The sequence below is a fragment of the Pseudomonas sp. zfem005 genome, from assembly GCF_032621735.1.
Classification (GTDB): Bacteria; Pseudomonadota; Gammaproteobacteria; order Pseudomonadales; family Pseudomonadaceae; genus Metapseudomonas; species Metapseudomonas solani.
Map to the genome: position 1 here is coordinate 182,970 of NZ_JAVYJE010000004.1, position 23,437 is coordinate 206,406.

A 23,437-nucleotide genomic window follows, 5' to 3' on the forward strand; every position below is an offset into this window, starting at 1 on the left:
CCCATGAGCATCCTGAACGGACCCCGACTGAACTTCTGGGGCGGCATCCGCACCGACGTGAGCCTGCCCAACAACTCGCCGACCATTCCCATGGGCACCGGCGGCTCGCAGACGCTGAACCTCTTCGACCTGCCCAACTCCCAGGTGGCAGCCGAAGCCGCCAGCTACAGCGACGACCAACTCAACGAACTGATCAACGCCCCCAATGGCGACTACTACACCGCCGGCGGCTGGAATCATTACGGCCAGCACGTGGTGGACATGCAGAACGTGCTGATCAGCTCCCAGGGCACGCCGGGCGCCATCAGCACCACCGGCGACCTGGTGGGGCAACCCGTCTACCTGCTCGGCTCCAAGGACCCGGTGACCAACCAGCCGCCGGTTTCCGGCCCGATGATGGTGGACCTCGACCCCACCAGCGGCATCACCACGCAGATCTACATCGGCGGCCTGCAGATCGGCGGCACCAGCAACCCGCAACTGGTGATCCAGGCCGACGTGGTGGCCAGCAGCTTCGACGTGGCCAAGCGGCTGCTCGTGGGCGAGACCGATGCGCCGGGCTCGTCGCCGCTGTCCGGCACCTTCCAGGTCACCTTCCCGCTGAGCGCCGTCGTCAGCTGGAACCAGAACAGCGCCATGCTCAAGTCCATCATCCAGGCGCCGGGCGCCACCGGCATCGTGGTGCGTTTCGTGATGTTCGAGATGTGCCCTGGCATGACCACGCCCCAGCTGGACGCCGACTACGCCGCCGGCCAGTACACCCCCAACCCCAGCATCGGACGGGTCATCGGCACCCTGGCCCCGGCCTTCGCCGGCGAGCCGCTGATCTGCCCGGTCGGGCGCCAGCTGGTGAACGGCAAGACCGGCGGCACCGGCTACGCGGAGGTGCTCGCCCTCAAGGGCCAGAACCTGCTCAGCCTGGACATGCTCAACCTGATCCCCAAGGCCACCTTCCGCGCTGTGCGCACTGACATCACCAGCCCCATCGGCCCGAACATCGACTACGGCCCGGTGAGCATCAGCGCCGGCGGCACCACCCTGGTCACCCTGCCGTCGAGCAACCCCTACCTGCTGGACTACTACCTCTACGGCGGCATCCTCGACCAGGCCCTCAATGCCACGCAGCTCACCCAGGTGAATGGCTCGCCCCTCAGCCTCTCCGCCCCCAACACCGTCGCCGGCACCAAGCTGGCGGTGAGCGAGATGACCTACCGGCTCTACTGCGACCAGCGCAACCTGTACATGGACGAGTACCCGGAAGGCGTCACCCTCGACCTGCAGGTGCGCTACCTGGGCGGGCCGGTGCCCGCCGCCGGAAGCATCACCCTGGCCGCCTCCTCCCCTGGCAGCTACGAGGATTCGGAGTACTGGGACCTGCTCGACTACCCGGCCACGTTCGCCATCGCCAAGGGCCAGACCAGCGTCCAGATCCCCATCAGCTGCAAGGCCGGCACCACCGCCCAGGCGGGCTATACCAACCTGGAATACTCCCTGGAGGACGGCAGCAGCTTCAGCAACTTCCGCATCTACTCCATCACCGACTTCGGCATCCCTGCCGGCAGTGTTCCCACCTGGGATCAGGTCTACCCGGCCGTGCTGCGCTTCCACTACCTGGCCTTCCCGGCCATGTCGCGGTTCATCCCGCTGAACCAGCAGGACGCCATCTGGAACGCCCGCCAGGCCATCGTCGCGCGCACCGCCGATGCCTATCGCGGCACCACCCTGTACATGCCGGTGGTGCGCTCCATGTCGCCGAGCCAGCGGGCGCTGCTCAAGGCCTACCTCACCAGCACGCCCTGGCAGCCATGAGCAGGAGGCACCCATGACCGTGACCATCCCCCCCTCCCCACAGGAAGACCTGCGCCGTTCCACCGTGGTCGTCGAAGGCCTGCTCAACCCTCGGGGCCTGTGCCTGCAAGCCGACGGCAGCCTGCTGTTGGTGGAAGCCGGCTCGGGCCACCCGGACGCGCCCTTCAGCGGCCGTATCAGCCGCCTGCGCCCTGCACCGGGCAGCCCCGGCGCCTACCTGGCCGCCGAGCTCGTCGCCGAGGGCTACCGCTCCATGAACATGCAGGTGCGCATGCTGCGCGACGAGATCATGGGGCTCTCGGACATCGCCTGCGCCGACGGCCGCTGCCTGGCCAGCCTCACCGACTACGTCGAAGGCTCGCGGGTGCTCGACCTGGCGCAGAACCCGCCCACGGCGGTGTTCCACAGCCGTGGCAACCTCAACGCCCTGTGCTTCCACCCCAGGCGACGCACCTGGCTGTCGGTGAAGCCCGATACCAACCAGGTGGTGGAGTTCGACGACCAGGGTGAACGGGTGGTCGCCCAGATACCCGACATGGACCAGGGCCAGGACGCGGTGCCGGTCACCCTGGTGTACGAGCCCACCACCGGTGCAGTCCTGGTCAGCCTGTTCTCCGGCGAACGCCGGCTGGACCCGACGCGCCAAGGCGTCGACTTCGTCGAACGGGCCGGCCAGGTGATCCGCGTCTGGCCAGAGGACGGGCGCATCCAGCCGCTGATCACCGGCCTGCAACTGCCCACCGGCCTGGCCCTCACGCCGGGCGGCGGGCTGCTGATCCTCGAGCTGTGCCGCTCCCTGCTGCAGCCCCTCGGCCCGGACTGGCAAGGCGAAGCCCGCCACGGCGGCTTCGAGCGCTTCAGCGGCCGCCTGCTGCACTGCGACCTGGCCACCGGCACCACCCGCGTCCTCGCCACCGGCCTGGACACCCCCTCCAACCTCTGCCTGCTGGACGACGCCGTGCTGGTCAGCGAAGGCATGGGCCTCCACGGCCGCCCCCTGCCCCTTCCCGGCGGCGGCACCACCCCGCTGGATGGGCGCATACGGCGGGTGCCGTTGCAGGGGTATCTCTAGAGGCGGATCTCCCGTGGCGGCGTGCCTGTCGCCACGGGATATTTTCGTTACGTAACGCTTTCTTTTTTCCGTTACGTAACTAGAATTGCGCCGTCTCCTCAGGAACGGCCCCATGAACACCCCCGAATCCCGCAAACGCGGCCGCCCCGCCACCGGCAACGCCATGAGCAACGCCGAGCGCCAACGCGCCTACCGCGAGCGCCAGGCAAAAAAACGTAACGCCGAGGCCGTAACGTTAAATGAGCGAGCCCAGAAAACCCTCGAAAGCAGCGAACAGCTGCGCGCCCAGCGCGACCTGGCGCTTCTGGTTCAGGCCCAGGCGGAACAGAAGGCGCGGGAATGGGAGGCCAAGGCCAAGTCATTGCTCAAGCAGTTGCGCGAACTGGAACAGCGCAAGGACGCCCCGCTGGCCTGGTACCAGGACCCGGGCCTGGAGGCGGTCTATGTCCTGGAGTCACGCCTGCGCGAGGAGAAGAACTGGAAACGCGTCGCCTCCATGGGCGCATTCACCCGCAAGGAAGTGGCGGATGAATGGCTGAAATCCATGGTGGCCCACAGCAGCATGATCGAGTACCGGGTGAACCGGATCAGGTTCAAGACCGAATGAGTCAGGCCGCTCTCTTGAGCCGCCAGTAATACGCCAGGCAAGCCGCGATGCAGACGAGCGAGAGGATGCCGAACAGTTGCGAGGGGCGATCCACCGCTGTCGCCACGTCATACAGCGGGTAAGGCAGGCAGGCCAGGAGCAGCCACAGCGCCGACCGGCGTGAGAAGAACAGCAGCGCACCGGCGAGGGTGAGGAGGAGCGCGAAGAGGTAGAGCCCGGCGGCCCCGAACAGGGAGATGCCCCCGGTCCTGAGCAGCTCCCAGATTTCCCCACTGTGCCACAGCAGCACCAGGAACGGGATGGCGCCGGCCGCGATAATCGCCAGGCGCAGCGCAATGGGGTTCTTGCTCGATCCGTCGGCAGTCAGCTCCGCCGGGGAAGCCGATGAAGGGGATTGATAGGGGTTGTCCATGCCAGATGCTCCTTATGAGAGCTGCGAATCTACTGCCCTTCCGCCCAGGCCACCAGCTCGATTCCGATCTTTCGCTGGCCCGGCATCCGTGGCCTGCAGCCCTGCCGCCGCTTCGATAAACCGAACCACGGAACCCCATCCGCAGTCGAAAACCAGGTAGGACCCATTAACGTGCCAACCGTGGCCGAGGTATCGGCGCGGTGCGGCCGTACATAAGGAGACCCACCGATGGTCACTCACTACAAGGTCGCCGGCCACCTCGCCTGCGGTCATCACGGCAACAACCTGGTTTCCACCACTGAACTGGCACGGGTCAAGTGCCGCACCTGCCGCAACACCGAAGTCTTCAAGGAGGCCCGTCGCACCGCGCGCAATGCCGCACGGCGTGCCGCCCGCAAGGCCAAGGCCGAGAACGCCGCCAACGATTGGCGCAGCAGCTGGGAGCAACGCCTCGCTGCCCTGCCCGGCCGCCAGCGTCTGCCCCGCGGTTTTGGCGAGCAAGGCTTCGTCTGACCCGCACGCGGGGCCGCTGTCCTGGCGGCCCTGCCTTCGCTCCGCCCTTCCCTACAGCCTTTTGTCGCAACGTCGCTGGCCTCGCCAATGGCGCCTGGCCGACAATCCCCCGCAGCCCTGAGCCCATGCTTTCCTGGAACTGGAATCCGCGATGCAGAACGCTCACATCGGCCTGGCCATAGTCGGCCTCATCGTCGCCTTCGGCCTGGTGCTGTTCTATTTCGACCACCTGCGCGAGCCCCGCAAGCCGCCACCCGCGGAGGATGAAGCCACCTGAAACGCCAACGGCCCGGATCATCCGGGCCGTTGCGTTATGGAGATGTAGGTAATGTGGGAACGACTGTAGGGGCGACTTCAGTCGCCCAGCGATGCGCAGCATCGCTGCTCTACCCGCACGCCTGGAGCCGACGGGTACGTCTACCCCATGGGTTTCGCTTCGCTCTACGCCATCCTACGAAATACGAAAGCGCATGCGCGTGGCACTGATCAGCTGACCAGCACCACCCCGCCCGGCAGCTCGGTGACCGTGGCGCCGTAGGCGTCGCGGATTAGGGCGGCGACTTCGGCCAGCTGGTCGAGGCGGAAGCGGGCCTGGACCTTGCGCCGGCCGAGTTCCTGGTTGACCAGCAGGATCATCCCCGGGCGGTAGCGATTGATCTCGTCGATCACCGTGGCCAGGGGCGCGTCGTCGAACACCAGCAGTTGTTGGCGCCAGGCCATGACCACCGCCGGGTCGAAGGCGATCGGTTCGCTGCGGCCGCCTGCGTCATAGGTCAGCTGGCGGCCGGGCGGCAGCAACAGGCTGCGCCCGCGCACCTCCACCGCCAGGCTGCCTTCCAGGCAGGTGACGCAGATGGCCTCGCCCACGGCGCGGACGTTGAAGCGTGCACCGGCGGCATCCAGGGTGCCGGCCCCGGCCACCACGCGAATCGGCGCCTTGGCCAGCACTTCCACCTCGCCTTCGAGCAGTTCGATGCCCGCCACGCCGCCGCCCAGGGGGCGCCGGTTGATGCGGGTAAGGGTGTTGAGTTCGAGGGTCAGGCCCTCGGCGAAGTCCACACGACGCTGCTCGCCCACTGCGGTGCTGTAGTCGGCGCCCATGCCGGGAAGCGCGTCCGGCAACCAGGGGCGCGCCATTACCACGGCCAGGGACGCGGCAATGGCGCCACCGAGGAAGGCACGCCGGCCGAAGCGCCGGGGCGGCAGGCTGGCTACCGGAGACGCGGGTTGCTGCAACGCCAGCGCGGCGGGCGCAAGGGCCTGCCACAACGCCCGGGCACGGGTGAAGGCTGCGCTGTGGCGCTCACTTTGCGCGCACCACAAGCGGAAGGCCTCGGCGTCACGGGTGGTGGCGCGGCCGGAGGTGAGGCGGAGCAACCAGGCTCGGGCTTCTTCCTCCAGCCGGGTCTGCCCGGCGGTGCCGGAATCGGGTGCTGTCATGGCGTCGTCGTTCAACCGCAGCTGTTCTCGGGAGTGATCGCGGGGCGCTCGTTCAGCCCCTCGACCCTATGACTGTTTTCCGGCGCCGGGACCGAACCGTTGCACCACTTTTCTTTCCAGGCGTGCTGCGCAATAGCCCAGCGCGGCCTTGAGCTCCTTCTCCACCATGCGCGTGGAGATGCCGAAACGCCGGGAAATCTCCAGGTGCGGCACCTCTTCCATGCGCGCCGCGATAAGGATCTGCCGGCGCCGTGGCGTCAGCTCCGCCAGCGCTGTGACCAGCGCCCGGATCTCGATCTGCCCGCCGACGATCACCGCCGGGTCGAGGTGCTCCTCGGCCAGGTGCAGCAGGTCCTCGACCTCCTCGCCGGTGAGCAGGCGCGCGTCCTGGGCACGGCGGTCGGCGGCGACGTTGAGGGCCATGCGATAGAGGTAGGCGCCAGGCTTCTGCACGCCTTCCGGCTCGTCCATGCGATCCAGGCGAAGGTAGGTTTCGTGGAGCACATCGTTGGCCAGGTCATCCGACCCCAGGCGCCGTCTCAGGCGCGTCCTGAACTCCTCGTAGGAAGCCAGAAACAGCCTGAGCATGGTGCCACGCTCCTTGTTATTCATGCCCCCGCAGCTCCTTCCCACTTGTTGCATTCCATGCTGGCGGCCGCCTCCGGAACCACCAGCACGGTGACCGGCTGGGGCAGGGATGACGGTGGCGCCCTGTCGATCATCAGGCCACGCAGGCTTTCCACCAGTGCCGCATCGCGCCGCAGGTTGCCGGTGGGCCCCAGCAGGCGGCTGTGCTCCACCAGGCCGACGGGGCCTATCCAGAGCTGCAACGCGGCGCGGTAGCCACCGGGCCGGGTCAGTGGTGAACGGCACAAGGCCTTCTCCAACGCGCCCTGCAGGGCCGCCGCGAAGCTGCCCTGTTCCCAGCGCGTCGCCGCGCCGTGGTTGCGCCCCGAGGGCGCCGTCGAAACCTTGGCCGGCAACACGGTGAAGGCCCGGCCTTCGCTGTGCTGGGCCATGAGCCCGGTACCGGTCAGCAGCCTGGCCAAGGCCTGGCGTGCGCCGAGCCGGCCGTTGACCGACGCCGAGCGCCGCCCGCGCGTCAGTTCGCGGTCCACCAGGATGGCCATCCCGGTCAGCTCGCTGAAGCGCTCCAGGGCCTGGGACAGGTCCTGCGCCGGCAGGTCGAACTCCAGCGGGCCTTCTTCGGCCCGGCCCTCACCCGCGGAAACCATGCAGGGCAAAGCCGCCAGGCAGCAGGCTGCGACGAGGAGGACGATCAGCACCGCTGGCGCGAGGCAGCCCCTCGCCACGGCTTCCATTGACATAGGCGGCTTCCGACCCGTACTGCGTGTCGATGCGTTGCTGGCTTGACCCAGGAAGGCAATCCTGAGGTCTGTTCATGTCGATTGTGTGACGGCCCCTGCAAAAAAGACTTCGCAGCGATGACGGCGCTTTTACCGTAGATTTCCCGGCAATGATCCAGCATCTGGAGGCAATCATGCCCGCACGCATCGCCCTCGCCGGCCTCGTTCTCGCCCTTGCGCCGCTGTTGGCCAGCGCCGATGAAGGCACCCCGCAAGGCAGTTGCATCAGCGCCGAAGTGAACGGCTACAAGGCCCTGTCCTATGACTGCCTGAGCCAGCGCCTGGCCAACCCCGAAGGCGCCGAGGCGGCCCGCCGCAACCAGGCCGCCCTGCAGGTGCCCATCGAGCGCCGCCCGGCCAACCAGCTGGGCCTCGCCACGCCGGCCGCTACCGGCGTGCGCATGGGCGCCAACTTCGGCCATTCGGTGCAGCCGCAACGCCCGGCGCCCTGAGCCGCGCCAGGCAACCGCTCTAGCCCGCCACTTTCAGCGCAGCCCGCGTCGCTCCTGCTTATTCGTTTATCGAATTTAAAAAGACAAATTAATTCTTTTTTGTCCGTTCCAGCCCCCTGCCAGAATCGCCTCGCCAGCGGGCAACCCCCCCTCCGGCGAACGGCGGCGCTTCCCACCCGGAAGCGACCGCCCCCGACAGATGAGCGGAGCCCGGCCATGCGCGCCAGGGCCCGCCAAAGGAGCTGGATATTCATGAAGAAGCTGACTGCCCTCACCGCCCTCGCACTCGCCCTTGCCACCCTCTCCGGCCTGGCCCAGGCGGACCGCCTCGATGACATCCGCAAGGCCGGCGTCCTGCGCGTCGCGGCGTTCGACAGCAACCCGCCCTTCGGCTTCGTCGATGGCGAAACCAAGCAACTGGCCGGCCTGGACGTGGACTACGCCCGCGCCATCGCCGACAAGCTCGGGGTCAAGTTGCAGCTGCAACCCACCAACCCGGCCAACCGCGTGCCGCTGCTGGTGGCCAACAAGGTCGACCTGGTGCTGGCCAACTTCACCATCACCCCGGAGCGCGCCGAACAGGTCAACTTCAGCATTCCGTACTTCTCCTCGGGGCAGCAGTTCATCGTCAAGAAAGGCACCCTGAAGAACACCGACGACCTGAACAAATGGCGTGTGGGCGTCGACAAGGGCACGGTCAACGAAGGCGTGCTGCGGGAGAAATTCCCCGGCGCCAAGGTGGTGGCCTATGACGACACCCCCTTCGCCTTCACTGCCCTGCGCAATGGCCAGGTCCAGGCCATCACCCAGGACGGCCCCAAGCTGATCGGCCTGCTGGCCAACGTGCCGGACAAGGACAAGTACGAAGTCCCGCCCTTCACCATCTCCAGCGACCTGATCGGCGTCGGCATCCCCAAGGGTGAAACCGCGCTCACCGAGTACGTCAACCAGACCCTGCAGGAGCTGGAAGACAAGGGCCGCGCCCAGGCCATCTACGACACCTGGTTCGGCCCGGACACCAAGACCCCGCTGGCGCGCCTTTACAAGATCGGCACGGTGCACTGATCGCGCCATGAATCGGTGGGCCCGCGCCTGGAGCCCATCGACCACACCGCACGCCTTCCCTCCCCGATCCCCGCCTATGCGGGGATCACCCATTGAAAGACCTCGACAATGTTCGGCGACCTCCTCGCTCCCCGTTACCTGCATTGGCTGCTGGACGGCTTCCTGCTGACCCTCGGCACCTCGCTGCTGGTCTGCGTCATCGGCACCCTGCTCGGCGCCCTGGTCGCCGTCGGCCGCCAGTTGCCCGGCCGCCTGTCCTGGCTGGCACGCGGCTACCTTTCGGTGCTGCGCAACACACCGCTGCTGGTGCAGCTGTTCTTCTGGTACTTCGGCGTGCCCGCGCTGATGCCGGAGGACCTGGTGTTCTGGCTCAACCTGCCCCATGAGCTGGCGTTGGGCTCGGTCACACTGGCCTGGCCCTCCTTCGAATTCCTCGCCGCGGCACTGGGCCTGTCGCTCTACACCAGCGCCTTCATCGCCGAAGAGCTGCGCGCCGGCATCGCCTCGGTGCGCCCGCAACAGCGTGAAGCGGGCATGGCCCTGGGCCTGCGACCGGGCCAGGTGTGGCGCTACATCGTCCTGCCCCAGGCACTGCACACGGCCCTGCCGCCGCTGTTCGGCCAGTATATGAACGCCCTGAAGAACAGCTCCCTGGCCATGGCCATCGGCCTGGCCGAGCTGTCCTACGCCTCGCGCCAGGTGGAGACGGAAACCTTCAAGACCTTCCAGGCCTTCGGCATCGCCACCCTGCTCTACCTGGGCGCGGCGATCGCCATCGAAGTGGCCGGCACGCTGATCCACCAGCACCGCCGCCATGTGCGCGGGGAGGCCTGAGATGGATTTCTCGGTGATTCTCGACAACCTCGATTACTTCCTGCTCGGCGCCTGGCCCGATGGCCCCCTGGGCGGCGCCGCGCTGACCCTGCTGCTGTCGCTGCTCTCGGGCATCGCCTCGGCGGTGCTGGGCCTGGTCCTGGGCATCGCCCTGGCGGTGCTCGAAGGCCGGCCGCGCCTGGTGCTGCTGGCGGTGCTGGGCTTCTTCCGCGCCATCCCGGTGCTGATGCTGATCTTCTGGAGCTACTTCCTGCTGCCGGTGCTGTTCCAGGTGGATGTGCCGGCGCTGGCGACCGTGGTCTGCGCGTTGTCGCTGATCGGCGGCGCCTACCTGGCGCACTCGGTGTGCGCCGGCATCCAGAGCCTGCCGCCGGGCCAGTGGGATGCCGGTCGCGCCCTGGGCCTGCGCCCCTGGCAGGTGCTGCGGCTGATCATCCTGCCCCAGGCGCTGCCGATCATGCTGCCCTCCTTCCTCAACCAGTGGGTGTCGCTGATCAAGGACAGCTCCCTGGGCTACGTCATCGGCGTCGGCGAGCTGTCCTTCGTCGCCACCCAGGTGAGCAATCGGGTGATGGTGCACCCGACCGAGGTGTTCCTCTTTGTGGCGTTGTTGTATTTCGTGATGTGCGCAGGGCTCGATCTGCTTGCGCAGTGGGCGACGCGTTTGCGGGGATGACGGGGGTACGTCGGAGACGACGATTGATGGGTTTCGCGTAGCTCTATCCATCCTACGAAGAGCGCATCACCTTGAGCCGTAGGATGGGTAGAGCGCGGCGAAACCCATGCGGATAGCGGCCACCGCATCTACGAGAAATGCCGGTTGGCGATGCGTTGCAGGCCGAGGTTATCGCGCAGGGTGCGGCCTTCGTATTCGTGGCGGAACAGGCCCAGGCGCTGCAGCTCGGGGATCACCAGGTCGACAAAGTCCTCCAGCCCGCCGGGCAGGTGGGTGAACAGCAGGTTGAAGCCGTCGGCCGCGCGCTCTTCGTACCAGCAGGCCATTTCCTCGACTATCTGGCTTGGTGTGCCCACCAGCAGGCGATGGCCGCCGGCGCCCAGCGTGCGCAGCAGCTGTGCGGCGGTGGGCTTCTCGCGGCGGATCAGGTCGACCACCAGTTGCTGGCGGCTCTTGTGGCGCTCGGTGAGCGGCAACGGGTCAGGCAACACCACCGGCGCATCCGGCGGCAGGCGTTCCAGGTCGATACCGATGTCCACCAGGAAGGACAGCGCCTTGAGCGCCGCCTCCGGGTCCACCAGGGCCTGCAGTTCCTCGTGCTTTTCCTCGGCCTCGCTGGCCGTGCGCCCCACCACCGGGGCCAGGCCGGGGAACACCTTGAGTTCATCCTCCCCGCGCCCGGCCAGGGCCAGGCGGCGGTGGATGTCGGCATGGAAGGCCTTGCCCTCCTCCAGGGTCTGTTGCGCGGTGAACACCAGCTCGGCGGTGCGTGCCGCCAGGGCGCGGCCGGCCTCGGAGGAGCCGGCCTGGGCGATCACCGGCCAGCCCTGCAGGGGCCGTGGTGCGTTGAGCGGGCCGCGCACGCGGAAGTGCTCGCCTTCGTGTTCAAGCACATGCATGCGCGCCGGCTCCAGCCAGGTGCCGGAGGCCTTGTCCAGGGGGAAGGCGTTGTCCGCCCAGCTGTCCCAGAGCCCGGTGACCACCTCGAAGAACTCCCCGGCGCGCTGGTAACGGTCTGCATGCTCTAGGTGCTCGGCGCGGTTGAAGTTCTCCCCGCCGATCAGCGCCGTCACCAGGTTCCAGCCGGCGCGCCCGCCGGAGAGGTGATCCAGCGAGGCGAACTTGCGGGCGATGTTGTAGGGCTCGTTGTAGCTGGTGTTGGCGGTGGCGATCAGGCCTATGTGTTGAGTCGTCACCGCCAGCGCCGGCAGCAGGGTCAGGGGGTCCCAACGCAAGCTGTAGGCGCTGCTGCGCAACACGCGCGGGTCCAGCTCGCCCACCGCCACGTTGTCGTTGAGGAACAGCGCATCGAAGCGCCCGCGCTCCAGGGTCTGGGCGTAGTGCCGGTAGCGCTCGAAGTTGATCGAGGCGTCGGCGTCCGCCCGGGGGTGCCGCCAGCTGCCGGCATGGGCGCCGGAGCCGGAGAGAAAGGCACCCAGGCGCAGGCGGCCGTCACGCCTTGCCATGGCTGGGCTCCTGCTCGGCAGCCGCCTCGACGGGCGCAGCGGCCTTGGCCCGCAGCAGCACGGCAACGCTGGCCCACACCAGTAGCACGCTGGCGGCGAGGAACAGCATCACCGCCTGGTAGCCCTGAAGGAAGGCACCGTGCACCCAGCCCTGCAGCACCTCGGGGGCCTGCACCAGGTGCTCGCCCAGCAGTGCAGCGCCCTGCTCCGGCGCGACGGCGGCACGGGCCAGCCAGTCGGTATCCGCCGGCACGCCCGTGGCACCGGCCAGCTCGTGGGCGGCGAAGCCGCGGTAGATGCCCACGCCCACCGCCAGGCCGAGGCCGCCGCCGACGTTGTGCAGGGTCATCAGCGAGCCCATGGCCACCGAGCCCACCTGCTGCGGCACCGAGGAAATGCCCAGCACCGTGGACGGCCCGAGGATGCAGGCCCAGCCCAGGCCCATCACGGCGAAGGCGCCGAGCAGGTGCGGCAGTGAGGTGCCTTCGCTGAAGCCGGCCTGAAGCAGCGCGGACAAGGCGAAGAACAGCAGCCCGGCCTGGATCAGCAGCGCCGGGCCCTTGCGGTCCACCAGCCGCCCCACCACCGGCGACAGCAGCGCCACGCCCAGGGTGGTGGGCAGCAGCAGCAGGCCGCTGGCCTGCACGCTCTCGCCACGGATCAGCGACAGGTACAGCGGCATCACGAAGAAGGCCACGCAGTAGAACAGCGCCAGGCCGAAGCTGGCGGTCACCGCGGCGACGAAGCGGCGGTTGGCGAACAGGCGCAGGTCGACGATGGGCGCACGCACCCGCAGCTCCACCGCGACGAAGGCGACGAAGGCCAGCGCGGCCAGGCCGACCAGCCCCAGGGTGGTGGCCGAGGCCCAGCCCCAGGCACCGCCCTGGACGATCACCAGCACCAGGCTCGGCAGGCCCACCAGCAGCAGCGCTGCACCGGCCCAGTCGAGCCGCGCGCCGTCCTGCTCGGCACGGGATTCGTCCGCCGCCAGGGCGATGATCGCCAGGCTGAGCAGCACGAAGGGCACGTTGACCAGGAAGATCCACTGCCAGCCGAAGGCGCTGGTGATCACCCCGCCCAGCACCGGTCCCACGGCGAGGCCGACGCCGTTGACGCCGAACAGCACGCCGAAGGCCTTGCCCTGCTCCTCGCTGGCGAAGGTGGCCGATACGATGGCGCCGGAGGCCGTGTACAGCACCGCACAGGCCAGCCCCTGGGCCACCCGCGCGGCCACCAGGGCGTCGATGCTGGTGGCCAGCCCGGCACCGAGGGAGGCCAGGCCGAATACGGCGAGGCCGATGTTCAGCACCCGCCGGCGGCCATGCAGGTCGGCCAGCCGGCCCACCAGCACCATGGCGCTGGAGAGCGCGAGGATGAAGCCGTTGATCACCCATTGCAGGCTTTCCACCGAAGCACCGAGGTCGGCCTGCAGGGCCGGCAGCGCGGTGTTGACGATGGTGAAATCCACGCAGCCGAGAAAACTGGCGATGCTCACACCGAGCAAGGCCCACCATTTGCGTTGCTGTTGCGCAAAAACGCTCATGGGAACTCCTTCCGTGATTACAGGGGTTGGAGGCCGTCGTCCGTGTGGCGTGGGGCCGTTTTTGGTGCTGGGAATTTGTAGGGGCGAATTCATTCGCCCAGGCAGCCCAGAGGGCTGCGCTTTTTTCGCGGCGCAAGCCGCCCTTTATGAAACGGTCAGATCGCAATCGCACTCCCAGCCCAAGCCGGGTGCACGGCGCCCGGCAGGGTGAAGGGGATCGGGATGCCGCGCTTCTTGAACTTCAGCGGCAGCCAGTGCACGAGGTCCGGTGCGTGGGGCTCGATCAGCAGGCGCCGGGCGGTGGCCATGGCGTTGGTCATCTGCTGGGGGTAGATGACGTAGTCGTAGCCCTCCTCCGCCCAGAGCGGGAGGATGATCGGCACCTCTTCGAGGATGTATTCGCGGCACTGGGCGGCAGCGCGCTCGGTGTCGGCGTCCGGGTCGCGCAATCGGAGGCGCTCGATGAACACGCCGATGGTGGCTTCGATGGCGCCGCGCAGGTCCTCGCTCTCGCGGTACAGCTGGTTCACCTGCTGGCGCAGTTCGGCGTAGCGGTCGGAGGCCAGCTCCTGGTTCCAGCGGCTGATGGTCACCGGCGCTTCCAGGCCGGCCAGGTACTTGCGGTTGCGCGCCAGCCAGGCATCGCCGTCACGGATGGAGGCAGAAAGTGCCTCCCCCGGGGATTTGCCGTGCTTGTTGTGGCGCTGCAGGGTGTCGGCCACCACCACCTTCACCCGGCTGAAGCCGGACTTGTTGATCAGGTGCACGGTGGAGCTGAGCTTCTGCTCCTCGTGGTATTCCTGGCCCACGCTGACGGCCAGCACGCAGTGCTTGCCGGTGAAATCCAGTTCTTCGCCGCCCTTGTTGAAATAGGCCTTGAGGTTGATCGCTTCCACATCGCTCATGTCTTTAGCTCCAGTAGGCAAGGGGCTGGTCGTCGCCGAAATAGCCGATGAATACACCGAGGGTGACCCGGGTGGCGGTGGCCGAGGGGCGCACCGCGTGGATCAGCCGGGGATTGAGGAAGATCAGGTCGCCGGGCTCGGGCTTGATCACCAGGTCCGGCGGCGGCAGCAGGTGGCGCTCGATGCCATAGGCGCGCTCGCCGCGCAGGCGGTCGTACTCGATCTCGTCGGGGTGGATGCCCCAGATCTCCAGCTCGCCGCCGTCTTCGGGTATCTGCAGGTAGATGTTGGTGGAGAGCTGGGTGAGCAGCTTCGGTTCGTGGTCCTGGGGCGCGTTGCGTTCCAGGTTGTCGGTGTGGGGCGTGAGGTCCACGCCATTGCCCTGGAAGCGGGCGATGCCGACGAAGCACTTCTCGCCGTTCACATCCAGCAGCCGCGCGCCCTTGGGCCAGGCCTCGTCGAGCAGCAGGCGCAGCTCGTCGATGGGCGACGCCAGGGGGCTGAACACGCTGCGGATCTTGCGGATGTTGGTGATGGCCTGGGCGTGGTATTCGACCCGGCTGGCCTCGTCGCCAATCTCGATATAGGCCTTGCCCAGGCGCACGAATTCGGTCTGCTCGCTGAAGGCGCCGCGCAGCTCGTGGCGGCTCAGGCGGTCGAGCGCCAGGGCCACGGTATCGGCCGAAGCGAAGCCTTTGATGAGGATGCCGTAAGTGCGGGCGTGGATAACATCTTGTATATGCGCTGCGGTCAATTCTTCGACCGTGGTAATGGTCAGCATGAAGACTCCTTGCGTATCCCTGAAAGTTGTCATTCGGATTAACAGCAGGCGTCCCTGCCTGTTATGTATGCGTGATCGAATGATCACCTGACTTGCATATTCAACAAGCGCCAAAGGCTTGTGAAATATCGATTTTCTCTAACATCCAAACTTTGTTTCTAATTAATACGGGGTTATCTCAAATCAACCAGAACAACTATTAACGCCACGCATGAAGATTATGAAAGTTACAGTTCAAAGTTGCTGTAAACAGCAACTTGAAATGCGTTTGCGGCCAATTTATCGGGCACGGTTGAACTGTCGATCCACCTGGGTTTCGGCTTCGAATCCCGGGCCGATCACGCCCTCGTCCTGGTACAACCGCGCGGTGTCGGCCAGGTCCTTGACCAGGGCCTCGTCCACGTCCACCCGCCGGGGCTGCGAGTAGCGGTTGGAGCGCAGGTGCACCTCCAGTGGCAGGCCGCTCTGCTGCGCCTGGAGCGTCGAGAATTCCTCGACATGGGCATTGGCCCAGTCCCAGGCGCGGCCCACACGCTGGAGGAAGTCCCGCAGTTGCTCGGGCTTGTCGCGGATCGCCGCCGGGTTGGCCACCAGCAACATGTTGCCGGCGAACAGCCCCTCACCACTGACCAGCACCCGCGTGCCGCCCTCCATCTGCACCATGCTGGTGTAGGGGTCCCAGGTGGCCCAGGCATCCGCCTCGCCATTGGCCAGCAGGCTGCGTGACTCACCCGGCTGCAGGAATACGAACTGCGCATCGCGCCCGCTGCGGCCCACCGAACGCAAGGCGGCCAGCGCCAGGTAATGGCCGATGGAGCCCCGCGTGGTGGTGATGCGCTTGCCCACCAGGGACACCGCGTCGGTGAGGGGCGAGCCCTCGGGCACCACGATGGCCACGGCCGTGGGCGTGACCTTCAGGCGCACCACGCCCACCGTCTTCAGCCCGGCACCGGCCGAGGCGGCGAAGACGAAGGGCGCGACGCCCAGGGTGCCGATGTCCACAGCACCGGCACTGAGGGCCTCGGCCGTGGGTGCCGCCGCACCGAAGGAGGCGAACTCGATCGGGTACGGCACCTCGTCCAGCTCGCCGGCGGCCTGCAGCAGCACCTTCAGCGAGTTCTTCTGGCTCGACACCCGCAGCGCCTCGGCGCCCAGCGCGGGGGCAGAACCCAGCGCCAGGCACAGCAGGCCCATCAGCACACGGCCCTTGCCCATCATCAGAACGCCAGGCTCACGCGGCCGTAGTAGTAGCCGCCACCCAGGCCGTAGGGCGAGAACATGCCGTACTCGTAGGTGCCGGCCCAGGGCACGATGCCGATGCTGTCTGGGTATTCGTCGAACAGGTTGTTGGCGCCCAGGGCCACGGTGAGGTTCTGGGTGACGTCGTAGGCGACGTCGATATCGGTGATCCACTTGGCGCTGTAGGTGCGGTCGTTGGCCGGGATGTTCGAGCCTTCGGTGTATTCGCCGTAGCGGGTCAGCGTCAGGTTCAGGGTCCAGTCGTCCACCTTGTAGTTGGTGTTGAGGATCCACTTGTCCTTGGGCGTGGCCTTGGTCAGGTCGGTCTGCTGCTGGCGGTCGAAGAGCACGTAGCCGGCGCCCAGGCTGGAGAGCTCGGACGGCGTCTCGGCGAGGTCGCGGATGGTGGTCTTGTTGTGGTTGTAGGCCAGGCTCCAGCGCACGGTGCCGTACTCGTCCAGCGGCTGGCGGTACTCGGCCACCAGGTCGACGCCCTTGGTGCGGGTGTCGGCAGCGTTGGCGAAGTACTGCCCGGAGAGGTTCGGCGACAGGCCGTTGGCCACCAGGATCGCCGACACCGCGGAGCCGGTGAGCACGCCGGTCTGCAGGATGCGGTCGTCGATGTCGATCAGGTAGAAGTCGGCGGTCAGGCGCAGGCGGTCGGTGGGTTCGGCGGTGAAGCCCAGGCTGTAGTTGCGCGAGGTTTCCGGCTCCAGGGTCTCGGCACCGAGGGCGATGGCTTCCGGCGAGCCGGGGCGCATCTGCTTGGTGCGCGCGGTGGTGGTGGAGCCGCCGCTGCCGAAGATGGTCACCGAGCTGGTGGAGGAGAACACGTTCTGCGCCAGGGACGGCGCGCGGAAGCCGTTGCTCACCGCCGCCCGCACCGCATAGCCGGGGGCGAACTCGTAGCGGGTGGTGAACTTGCCGCTGGTGGTTTCGCCAATGTCCTGGTTGTACTTCTCGTGGCGCAGGGCGAAGGCGGTGTACCACTCCGGCGTGATGTTGAGGCCGAAGTCCACATAGGCGGCGCCGCTGTGGCGGATCATGTCGCCGGCGTCCTCGGGGGTGGTGCCGTTGACCGAGAACAGGCCCGGGTCCGGCCGCGTGCCGGCGGTGGGGCCGCTGGGGATCACGTAGCTGCCGTAGTTGTAGGAGTTGGGTTCACCCTCGGTGAGCTCATACTTCTCCCAGCGGTATTCGATGCCGAAGGAGGTTTCCAGCGGGCTGCTCCAGCCGATGTCCAGGGCGCGGCTGAAGTCCAGGTTGGTGGTCCACTGGTCGAAGATCTCGTCGGTCAGGTGGAAGCGGCGCTGGCTTCGCAGCGGGTCGTTGGAGAGGTTGATGTTGTTGTCGGTGTAGAGCTTGGCCTTGTCGCGGCCGTAGGTGGTGGAGAGGTCCCAGTCCCAGTCGGCGGCCAGGCCCTTGATGCCGCCGAGGAACTGGTAGTCGGTCTCCTCCACTTCGCGGGTGGCCTGGCCGCCCTTGGGGTACGGCGCGTTGGGCAGCCAGTTGGTGGCGGTGATGTCGGTGGGCGCGCGGTGGCCGAGCACTTTCTTGCCGTCGCGGTAGCTCAGGGTGGAGAAGGAGTAGAGCTTGAGGTCCTCGCCCAGGGGCAGCTCCAGGTTGTAGGCGCTGCTGTAGGTGCGGTCGCGGCCCAGGCCGTATTCCTCGCCCCAGCCGTGGCGCTGGGTGATGCGCGGGTCCGGCTGGCCGTTGGCGAGGGTGCCGAAGTTGCCGCGCACGGCGCCGGCGCGGTCGTAGGGTTCCTGCACCTTGGCGTCGAAGGAGAGGTTGAAGAAGCCGCCCTCCCCCAGGCCGAAGCCGAAGTCGGCCGCCTCGTGACCGGTGGTGCCGTCGCTGCTGTAGTACTGGCCGAGGGAGCTGTCCGAGGTGATCCCTTCCGCGTCCTTCTTGAGGATGATGTTGATCACCCCGGCGATGGCGTCGGAGCCGTACTGGGCGGCGGCGCCGTCACGCAGCACTTCGATGCGCTCGATGGCGGCGGTGGGGATCAGGTCCAGGTCCACCGGCACGGCGGCGGTGCCGACCCGGGCGTTGTTGTTGATCATCGCGGTGTTGTGGCGGCGCTTGCCGTTCACCAGGATCAGCACCTGGTCACCGCCCAGGCCGCGCATGCTGATGCCGCGCACCAGGAAGGCGGTGCCACCGCCGTTGATGGTGGGCGCGTTGAAGGACGGCAGCAGGCGCGTGAGCATGTCCTTGAGGCCGTTCTGGCCGCTGGTTTTCAGTTGCTCGCCGGAGATCACGTCCACCGGCGCTGGGCTGTCGGTCACGGTGCGCTGCTGGCTGCCGCGCACGCCGGTCACCACCACCGTGGACAGGGTCGGGTCGCTGGCGGCCACGGCCTCGCCGCCCAGGGCGAGAAGCAGCGCGGCGCTGATCGGGGAAAGCGAGAAGGTCTTGCTGAAGGCGTTACGCATCACGGGACTTCCTGTAGGCGACCGCAACCCGGCCGCATCTGGCTCGTTCAATGGGGAGGGAGTGGGTCAGCGGGCCTTGGCGGCCACCGCCTCGACCTCGATCAGCGCGCCGGGCAACACCAGCCCGGCCACCTGCACCGTGGTGCGGGTCGGCTTCAGCGGCTGCTTCTCGCTGCCGAAGAACTGCCGGAAGCCGCGCTGCAGGCCCTCGAAGTCCATGCGCCCATCGAGCTTCGGGTCGCCCACCAGGTACACCCGCAGTTGCACCACATCACCCAGGTCGAGGCCGCGCGGCGCCAGGGCGGCCTCCACCTTGCGCAGCACGGCGATGGTCTGCGCCTCGGTGTCGCCGGCGGCGCGCAGGTCATCCTTGGCGGCCTTGGGGTCGGCCGGGTCCGGGAGGATGCCGGAGACGAAGGTCAGCGCCGTGCCGGCCGGCAGGGTCGCCGATTGCAGGATCGGCGAGTTGGGATAGGTCGACGGCACCCGCTCGATCTCCGCGGCGTGGCCAGCGGCGGCGAAAAGGACCCCCAACCCCAGAAGGGCGTGTTTGAAAGGCATCGCGAAAGCTCCAAGGTTTTCAACGCCAGCCTCGGAGGTCCGCTACCTGGCAACTAGGTTCTGGTTATGGATGCGGCGCGGCGTGGTTCAGGCCGTTTGCCGGTGTTGCGACGTGCCTTGCGCACGCTCGAAGATATTCCGCACCACGCGCCGGGCAGCGCCGGCGGCGGCCTCCTGCCAGATGCCCACGCCGCTGTGGGCGAGGCCGTCGCTGGTCAGGTGCACGCGGCCCTGGGCCTGGTTGAGCAGGCCGTAGTCCGGCTCCGCCACCTCGTGGCTGATCCAGGGGCCGAGGCTGTGGGGAATGCGGTTCCAGGCGATGGCCAGCGGCTTGCGCAGGTCCTGCCCATGGCCGGGGTGCAGCAGCTCCACGGCCTGGCGCGACAGGGCGATCTGCTCGTCGATGCCCTTGTCGCCGAATTTGCGCGCCACCTCGCCGTTGTTGTACGCGGCGATGAGGATGCCCTCGGCCTGGTTGAAGCCACCGCTGGGGTACCAGAGCCCGGAGGCCTCCTGGTTGAGGAAGGAAAGCCCGCCGTAGATCTGGTAGTCGGTCTCCCAGAAGCGCCGCGACTGCCAGGCCACCTTGTTGGCGTAGCCGAACTGCACAGCCGAGATCGCCTGGCGCACCGGCGCGGTGAAGTTGCTGTCGATCCTGGCCAGCAGCGGCAGCGGCAGCGCGATCACCGCGTAGTCGCTGGTCACCTGCTGCTCGCGGCCGCTGCGGCGGTCGCGGTAGCCGATCTCCACGCGGTCCTCGTGGTTGCGGATGGAGCGCACCTCCGCACCCAGGCGCAGGGACGGCTGCAGGTGGCGCTGGAAGGCCGCCGGGATGCGGTCCATGCCGCCCACCGGCTGGAACATGGTGGGCGAGAACTCCGGGTATTCGTCGATCATCAGCGCGGTGCCCAGGGCCGGATTGAGCAGCGTGCGCAGCGGTAGCGGCTCGTTCTTCTGCGCCAGCTGGTCACCGGCGCCGGGCCAGACCTTGTAGCCGGAGCGCGCCGAGCCGAGGTAGTCGAGCTTCTCCGACAGGTCGCCCCAGGTCTTGAGGAAGCCCAGCAGGTTCTGCCGGTCGGCTGCGTTCAGCTCCTGGTCCAGGGCCTGGCGGTTGACCGCCTTGGCCAGCAGCTCGGCGATGTGGCCACGGCTGTCGTTCACCGCCTGGCGGATCTGCATCGGCGGCGCGGACAGGTCCGGGCGCACCAGTGCGTTGCGGCTGGTGTTCACCAGCACCTCCAGCTCCACGCCCAGCTCGCGGCAGTAGCCGAGCATCAGCTGGTGGTGGCTGGGCAGGCGTGCGGGGCCGGCGTTGAAGTAGAAGCCTTCGTCGAACTCGGCGACCTGGGTGGTGCCGTCGGTGTACTCGACGCGATCGCCCTTGCGCAGCGTCCAGTTGCGCCCGCCGACCCGCTCGCGGGCCTCCAGCAGGGTCACGGCGAAACCGGCCTTGCGCAGCTCATAAGCCGCCACCAGGCCGCCGATGCCGGCGCCGACCACGGTGACGCTGGCGCCCTGCCCCAGGCCGCTGGCCGGCTGCAGTGCCGCGTAATTCTCCTGGCTGGCGCCCAGGGCCGGGCTCATCACCCCGAGCATGCCCATGGCCGCCGTGGCGGCCCGGTAGCACCCCACGGCACCGATACGGGCGATGAGCTGTCGTCTGGTCAAAGGCATTGCAGGCACTCTCCTTGATTCCCTTCCACCGGGCACGGATCGCCCGATGGCGCCCTTCCCTGGCTGCTGCCGGATATCGCATCCGGTTATCAATCAATGCTGTCGAGCTACGAAATAGCTCTATGTGGAGCCATCCTATGGGGCCGAATTTGATAAGAGAAATACATTTTGAGCATATGCAAATATTAAAATGTTTCATGTTTTAAGATTCGCATACTGCACAAAACGCATAATCATCTTGAAACATCATGCCCGCACGCCACAGGGCACGGGCAGCGCGGGGTTGGCTAGGTGGGAGCTGCGGAATGGGATGGCGCCCGTAGGATGGCGTTGAGCGCAGAGATACCCATCAACACCGGCACACGCCTGCAAATTGCAGCATGGGTTTCGCCACGCTCTACCCATCCTACGGGGTCATTCCTGGCACTTCGGAATCCAAATATCTCCCTTACATGAAAGATGAAAAAATCTTTCATGTAAGTAATTGCGCGCCGACGAAAATCGCAGTAATTTGCTCGCCACACCCTTGAGGAGGAATGCAGATGCCTCGCAAGACCACGACGGACAAAGCAGGCAAGAAGACCACCGGAAGCACCGGCAAGTCTTCGGCCGACTACGTCCGGGATATGCGCAACCGGCTCCGCGAAGCGGGACTGGTGAAACGTGAGTTCTGGATCCTTCCCGAGAACGTGAACGCCCTGAAGGGCATCGAGAGAGCTTTACGGCAGCCCTTCCTGGGTGGCCGAGTCAAACTGGAGGACTACATGACCGAGAACAGCAACTGGACCCTCAGCTCGCTGCACAACGCCCTCGCCGAACTGGCCCTGGTGGCGTCTGGCGAGATCCTGCTGAGCGTCATCGACGGCGAGCAGGCCGGGCTCAGGCTGACCATGAGCGAGTACGGCGACCTGCCGATCTACCTGGCAGTCGAGGGTGACCACATCATGGTCGACGCCACCCTGGTGCCGCTTGACCTGGTGGAGGATGCAAAGGAGTTCAACGCACTGGTGCTGCGTACCCGGGACCTGTTCCCGCTGTCCTCGGTCGGCGTCGAGGTTATCGACGGCCAGGAGGTGTACTCCATGTTCGGCGCCCTCAGCGCCGCCTCGTCGCTTACCGTCATCGTCCAGGAAATCTACACCCTGGCGGAAAACGTGATCCGCGCCGTCGAAGCCTTCGAAGACCACTTCAAGGCTTGACCGAATCCATTCAAGGAGAAGTTTTCATGAGTATTTGGAAGAAGATCATCACCGCCGTTCGTGGCGGCGCCTCCGAAGTCGGCGAAGCCATCGTCGACGCCAACGCCATCCGCATCCTCGAGCAGGAAATGCGTGACGCCGACCGCGCGGTGCTGCAGGCCAAGAACGGCCTGGTGGACATCAAGGCCAAGCAGAAACTGTCGCAGCAACGCCTGGAAAGCCTCAACGGCGACGTCGCCAACTGGGAAGCCAAGGCCACCTCGGCCCTGAACAAGGGCGAAGAAGGCCTGGCCCTGGAATGCGCCAACCGCATCGCCGAGATCGAGGCCCAGCGTGACCAGGAGCGCAACCAGTCCGAGCAGTTCGGCAAGCAGGCCGACCTCCTCCACGCCCAGGTCAACAAGGCCGAAGGCCAGCTCAAGAGCCTGAAGCAGCAGATCGAAATGGCCAAGGCCCGCGAAGTGGTGCAAAAAGCCCGCGTCGCCACCGCCGAAGCCACCGGTGGCGCCAACGGCAAGGTCGAGTCCGCCCTGGACAGCCTCAACCGCCTACGCCAGCGCCAGGATGAGCAGGATGCCCGTCTGGCCGCCGCCGAAGAGCTGCAGACCGCTGCCAACGGTGGTGACCTGGAGCGTCGCCTGCAGGAAGCCGGCATCGGCGCCCAGAGCGGCAGCGGTGCCGATGTACTGGCCCGCTTGAAAGCCAAGCAAACCCCGGACGGATCGCAGTAGAATCCGCGCCCGGCAGGCGACCTCGGTCGCCTGCCCACCACCTACCCGCAAATGGAGTTCGGGGAACGCAGATGGAAACAGGCAAGCGACTCAGGGTCATCCTGGCACTGGCGGCGATCATGGCCGTGGTCCAGGTGATCAATACCCTCACCGCCAACAGCCTGGTCCACCATGGCATCCTCCCGCGCACCCTCAGCGGGCTCCAGGGGCTGATCTTCGCGCCCTTCCTGCACGGTTCCTTCGCTCATTTGCTGAGCAACCTGCCACCCTTCATGATCCTCAGCTGGTTGGTGTCCACCGAGGGGCTCGGGCGTTATGTCCGCGTGGCCCTGCTGGTGAGCATCCTCGGCGGCGGCATGGTCTGGCTGTTCGCCCGCAACAGTCTGCACATCGGCGCCAGCGGCCTGATCTTCGGGCTCTGGACCTACCTGTTGGCCCGCGCTTGGTACCAGCGCAGCATCGCCAGCCTGCTGGTCGCCCTGGTGGCCCTCGCCGGCTACAGCGGCCTGGTCTTCGGCTTCATCCCCACCCCGGGGATATCGGTGGAATCGCATATCGCCGGAGCCGTCGCCGGTTGCATCGTCGCCTGGCTGATGCACTCGAAGTCGCTCCTCGAAACCGCCCACTGACCCCGCCCCCCTGAACCACTC

24 protein-coding genes are annotated in these 23,437 nt (G+C 67.1%); 12 read left to right on the forward strand and 12 right to left on the reverse strand.

Annotated features, from left to right (window positions below; translation table 11 throughout):
* Positions 1-3 precede the first annotated feature (3 nt).
* From RTW82_RS10405 to RTW82_RS10415, 3 genes are all read left to right on the forward strand, one after another.
* Positions 4-1,809 (forward strand): hypothetical protein, encoded by a 1,806-nt coding sequence (locus tag RTW82_RS10405; protein WP_316925027.1) that lies wholly within the window; start codon positions 4-6, stop codon positions 1,807-1,809.
* Positions 1,810-1,822: 13 nt separating this feature from the next.
* Complete coding sequence (locus RTW82_RS10410; protein ID WP_316925028.1) at positions 1,823-2,881, forward strand: hypothetical protein; 1,059 nt, start codon at positions 1,823-1,825, stop codon at positions 2,879-2,881.
* Positions 2,882-2,993: 112 nt separating this feature from the next.
* A complete protein-coding gene (locus RTW82_RS10415; protein ID WP_316925029.1) occupies positions 2,994-3,488 on the forward strand; it encodes a hypothetical protein in 495 nt (164 codons plus the stop codon).
* Between the two features lies 1 nt (position 3,489).
* On the opposite strand, the gene RTW82_RS10420 is transcribed toward RTW82_RS10415, so the two are convergent.
* Positions 3,490-3,900 carry a hypothetical protein gene (locus tag RTW82_RS10420; protein WP_316925030.1) on the reverse strand — a complete coding sequence of 137 codons (411 nt, stop codon included), beginning with the start codon at positions 3,898-3,900 and terminating at the stop codon, positions 3,490-3,492.
* Between the two features lie 228 nt (positions 3,901-4,128).
* On the opposite strand from RTW82_RS10420, the gene RTW82_RS10425 reads away from it, so the two are divergent.
* Together RTW82_RS10425 and RTW82_RS10430 are read left to right on the forward strand one after the other, a co-directional pair.
* On the forward strand, positions 4,129-4,413 hold the full coding sequence (locus RTW82_RS10425; RefSeq protein WP_316925031.1) for a hypothetical protein: 285 nt from the start codon (positions 4,129-4,131) through the stop codon (positions 4,411-4,413).
* A gap of 151 nt (positions 4,414-4,564) precedes the next feature.
* Entirely contained in the window at positions 4,565-4,690 is a 126-nt protein-coding gene (locus RTW82_RS10430; protein WP_316925032.1) for a hypothetical protein, read from the forward strand.
* 209 nt (positions 4,691-4,899) lie between these two features.
* On the opposite strand, the gene RTW82_RS10435 is transcribed toward RTW82_RS10430, so the two are convergent.
* The 3 genes from RTW82_RS10435 to RTW82_RS10445 form a co-directional block, all read right to left on the reverse strand.
* Positions 4,900-5,853 (reverse strand): FecR family protein, encoded by a 954-nt coding sequence (locus RTW82_RS10435; protein WP_316925033.1) that lies wholly within the window; start codon positions 5,851-5,853, stop codon positions 4,900-4,902.
* 66 nt (positions 5,854-5,919) lie between these two features.
* Positions 5,920-6,465, reverse strand: a complete 546-nt coding sequence (locus RTW82_RS10440; protein ID WP_021221906.1) for an RNA polymerase sigma factor — start codon at positions 6,463-6,465, stop codon at positions 5,920-5,922.
* Entirely contained in the window at positions 6,462-7,181 is a 720-nt protein-coding gene (locus RTW82_RS10445; RefSeq protein WP_316925034.1) for an STN domain-containing protein, read from the reverse strand. The genes RTW82_RS10440 and RTW82_RS10445 overlap by 4 nt, the downstream gene beginning before the upstream one ends.
* A gap of 173 nt (positions 7,182-7,354) precedes the next feature.
* On the opposite strand from RTW82_RS10445, the gene RTW82_RS10450 reads away from it, so the two are divergent.
* The 4 genes from RTW82_RS10450 (at position 7,355) to RTW82_RS10465 (ending at position 10,247) form a co-directional block, all read left to right on the forward strand.
* A complete protein-coding gene (locus tag RTW82_RS10450) occupies positions 7,355-7,672 on the forward strand; it encodes a hypothetical protein (protein WP_021221904.1) in 318 nt (105 codons plus the stop codon).
* 252 nt (positions 7,673-7,924) lie between these two features.
* Positions 7,925-8,737 (forward strand): ABC transporter substrate-binding protein, encoded by an 813-nt coding sequence (locus RTW82_RS10455; RefSeq protein ID WP_316925035.1) that lies wholly within the window; start codon positions 7,925-7,927, stop codon positions 8,735-8,737.
* 108 nt (positions 8,738-8,845) lie between these two features.
* Complete coding sequence (locus tag RTW82_RS10460) at positions 8,846-9,571, forward strand: amino acid ABC transporter permease (RefSeq protein WP_316925036.1); 726 nt, start codon at positions 8,846-8,848, stop codon at positions 9,569-9,571.
* Between the two features lies 1 nt (position 9,572).
* Positions 9,573-10,247, forward strand: a complete 675-nt coding sequence (locus RTW82_RS10465; protein ID WP_316925037.1) for an amino acid ABC transporter permease — start codon at positions 9,573-9,575, stop codon at positions 10,245-10,247.
* Positions 10,248-10,375: 128 nt separating this feature from the next.
* Here the strand turns inward: RTW82_RS10465 and RTW82_RS10470 are convergent, their stop codons facing one another.
* The 8 genes from RTW82_RS10470 to RTW82_RS10505 all read right to left on the reverse strand — a co-directional run bounded on the left by RTW82_RS10470 (position 10,376) and on the right by RTW82_RS10505 (position 20,857).
* On the reverse strand, positions 10,376-11,713 hold the full coding sequence (locus RTW82_RS10470; RefSeq protein WP_316925038.1) for an LLM class flavin-dependent oxidoreductase: 1,338 nt from the start codon (positions 11,711-11,713) through the stop codon (positions 10,376-10,378).
* On the reverse strand, positions 11,700-13,256 hold the full coding sequence (locus tag RTW82_RS10475; RefSeq protein ID WP_316925039.1) for a DHA2 family efflux MFS transporter permease subunit: 1,557 nt from the start codon (positions 13,254-13,256) through the stop codon (positions 11,700-11,702). The genes RTW82_RS10470 and RTW82_RS10475 overlap by 14 nt, the downstream gene beginning before the upstream one ends.
* 155 nt (positions 13,257-13,411) lie before the next feature.
* Positions 13,412-14,161, reverse strand: a complete 750-nt coding sequence (locus RTW82_RS10480) for a tRNA-dependent cyclodipeptide synthase (RefSeq protein WP_263401738.1) — start codon at positions 14,159-14,161, stop codon at positions 13,412-13,414.
* Positions 14,162-14,165: 4 nt separating this feature from the next.
* Positions 14,166-14,942: a 2OG-Fe(II) oxygenase gene (locus RTW82_RS10485; RefSeq protein ID WP_263401737.1), complete on the reverse strand. Its 777-nt coding sequence runs from the start codon at positions 14,940-14,942 to the stop codon at positions 14,166-14,168.
* A gap of 279 nt (positions 14,943-15,221) precedes the next feature.
* A complete protein-coding gene (locus RTW82_RS10490; protein WP_316925040.1) occupies positions 15,222-16,160 on the reverse strand; it encodes an aliphatic sulfonate ABC transporter substrate-binding protein in 939 nt (312 codons plus the stop codon).
* Entirely contained in the window at positions 16,160-18,622 is a 2,463-nt protein-coding gene (locus RTW82_RS10495; protein WP_316925041.1) for a TonB-dependent receptor, read from the reverse strand. Before RTW82_RS10495 ends, RTW82_RS10490 begins: the two co-directional genes overlap by 1 nt.
* A gap of 66 nt (positions 18,623-18,688) precedes the next feature.
* Positions 18,689-19,183 carry a RidA family protein gene (locus RTW82_RS10500; protein ID WP_316925042.1) on the reverse strand — a complete coding sequence of 165 codons (495 nt, stop codon included), beginning with the start codon at positions 19,181-19,183 and terminating at the stop codon, positions 18,689-18,691.
* Positions 19,184-19,270: 87 nt separating this feature from the next.
* Entirely contained in the window at positions 19,271-20,857 is a 1,587-nt protein-coding gene (locus tag RTW82_RS10505) for a flavin monoamine oxidase family protein (RefSeq protein WP_316925043.1), read from the reverse strand.
* 542 nt (positions 20,858-21,399) lie between these two features.
* On the opposite strand from RTW82_RS10505, the gene RTW82_RS10510 reads away from it, so the two are divergent.
* The 3 genes from RTW82_RS10510 to RTW82_RS10520 all read left to right on the forward strand — a co-directional run bounded on the left by RTW82_RS10510 (position 21,400) and on the right by RTW82_RS10520 (position 23,416).
* Positions 21,400-22,056, forward strand: a complete 657-nt coding sequence (locus tag RTW82_RS10510; RefSeq protein WP_316925044.1) for a YjfI family protein — start codon at positions 21,400-21,402, stop codon at positions 22,054-22,056.
* A 26-nt stretch (positions 22,057-22,082) separates the two neighbouring features.
* On the forward strand, positions 22,083-22,787 hold the full coding sequence (locus RTW82_RS10515; RefSeq protein ID WP_021221891.1) for a PspA/IM30 family protein: 705 nt from the start codon (positions 22,083-22,085) through the stop codon (positions 22,785-22,787).
* Positions 22,788-22,858: 71 nt separating this feature from the next.
* Entirely contained in the window at positions 22,859-23,416 is a 558-nt protein-coding gene (locus RTW82_RS10520) for a rhomboid family intramembrane serine protease (protein WP_316925045.1), read from the forward strand.
* Positions 23,417-23,437 lie beyond the last annotated feature (21 nt).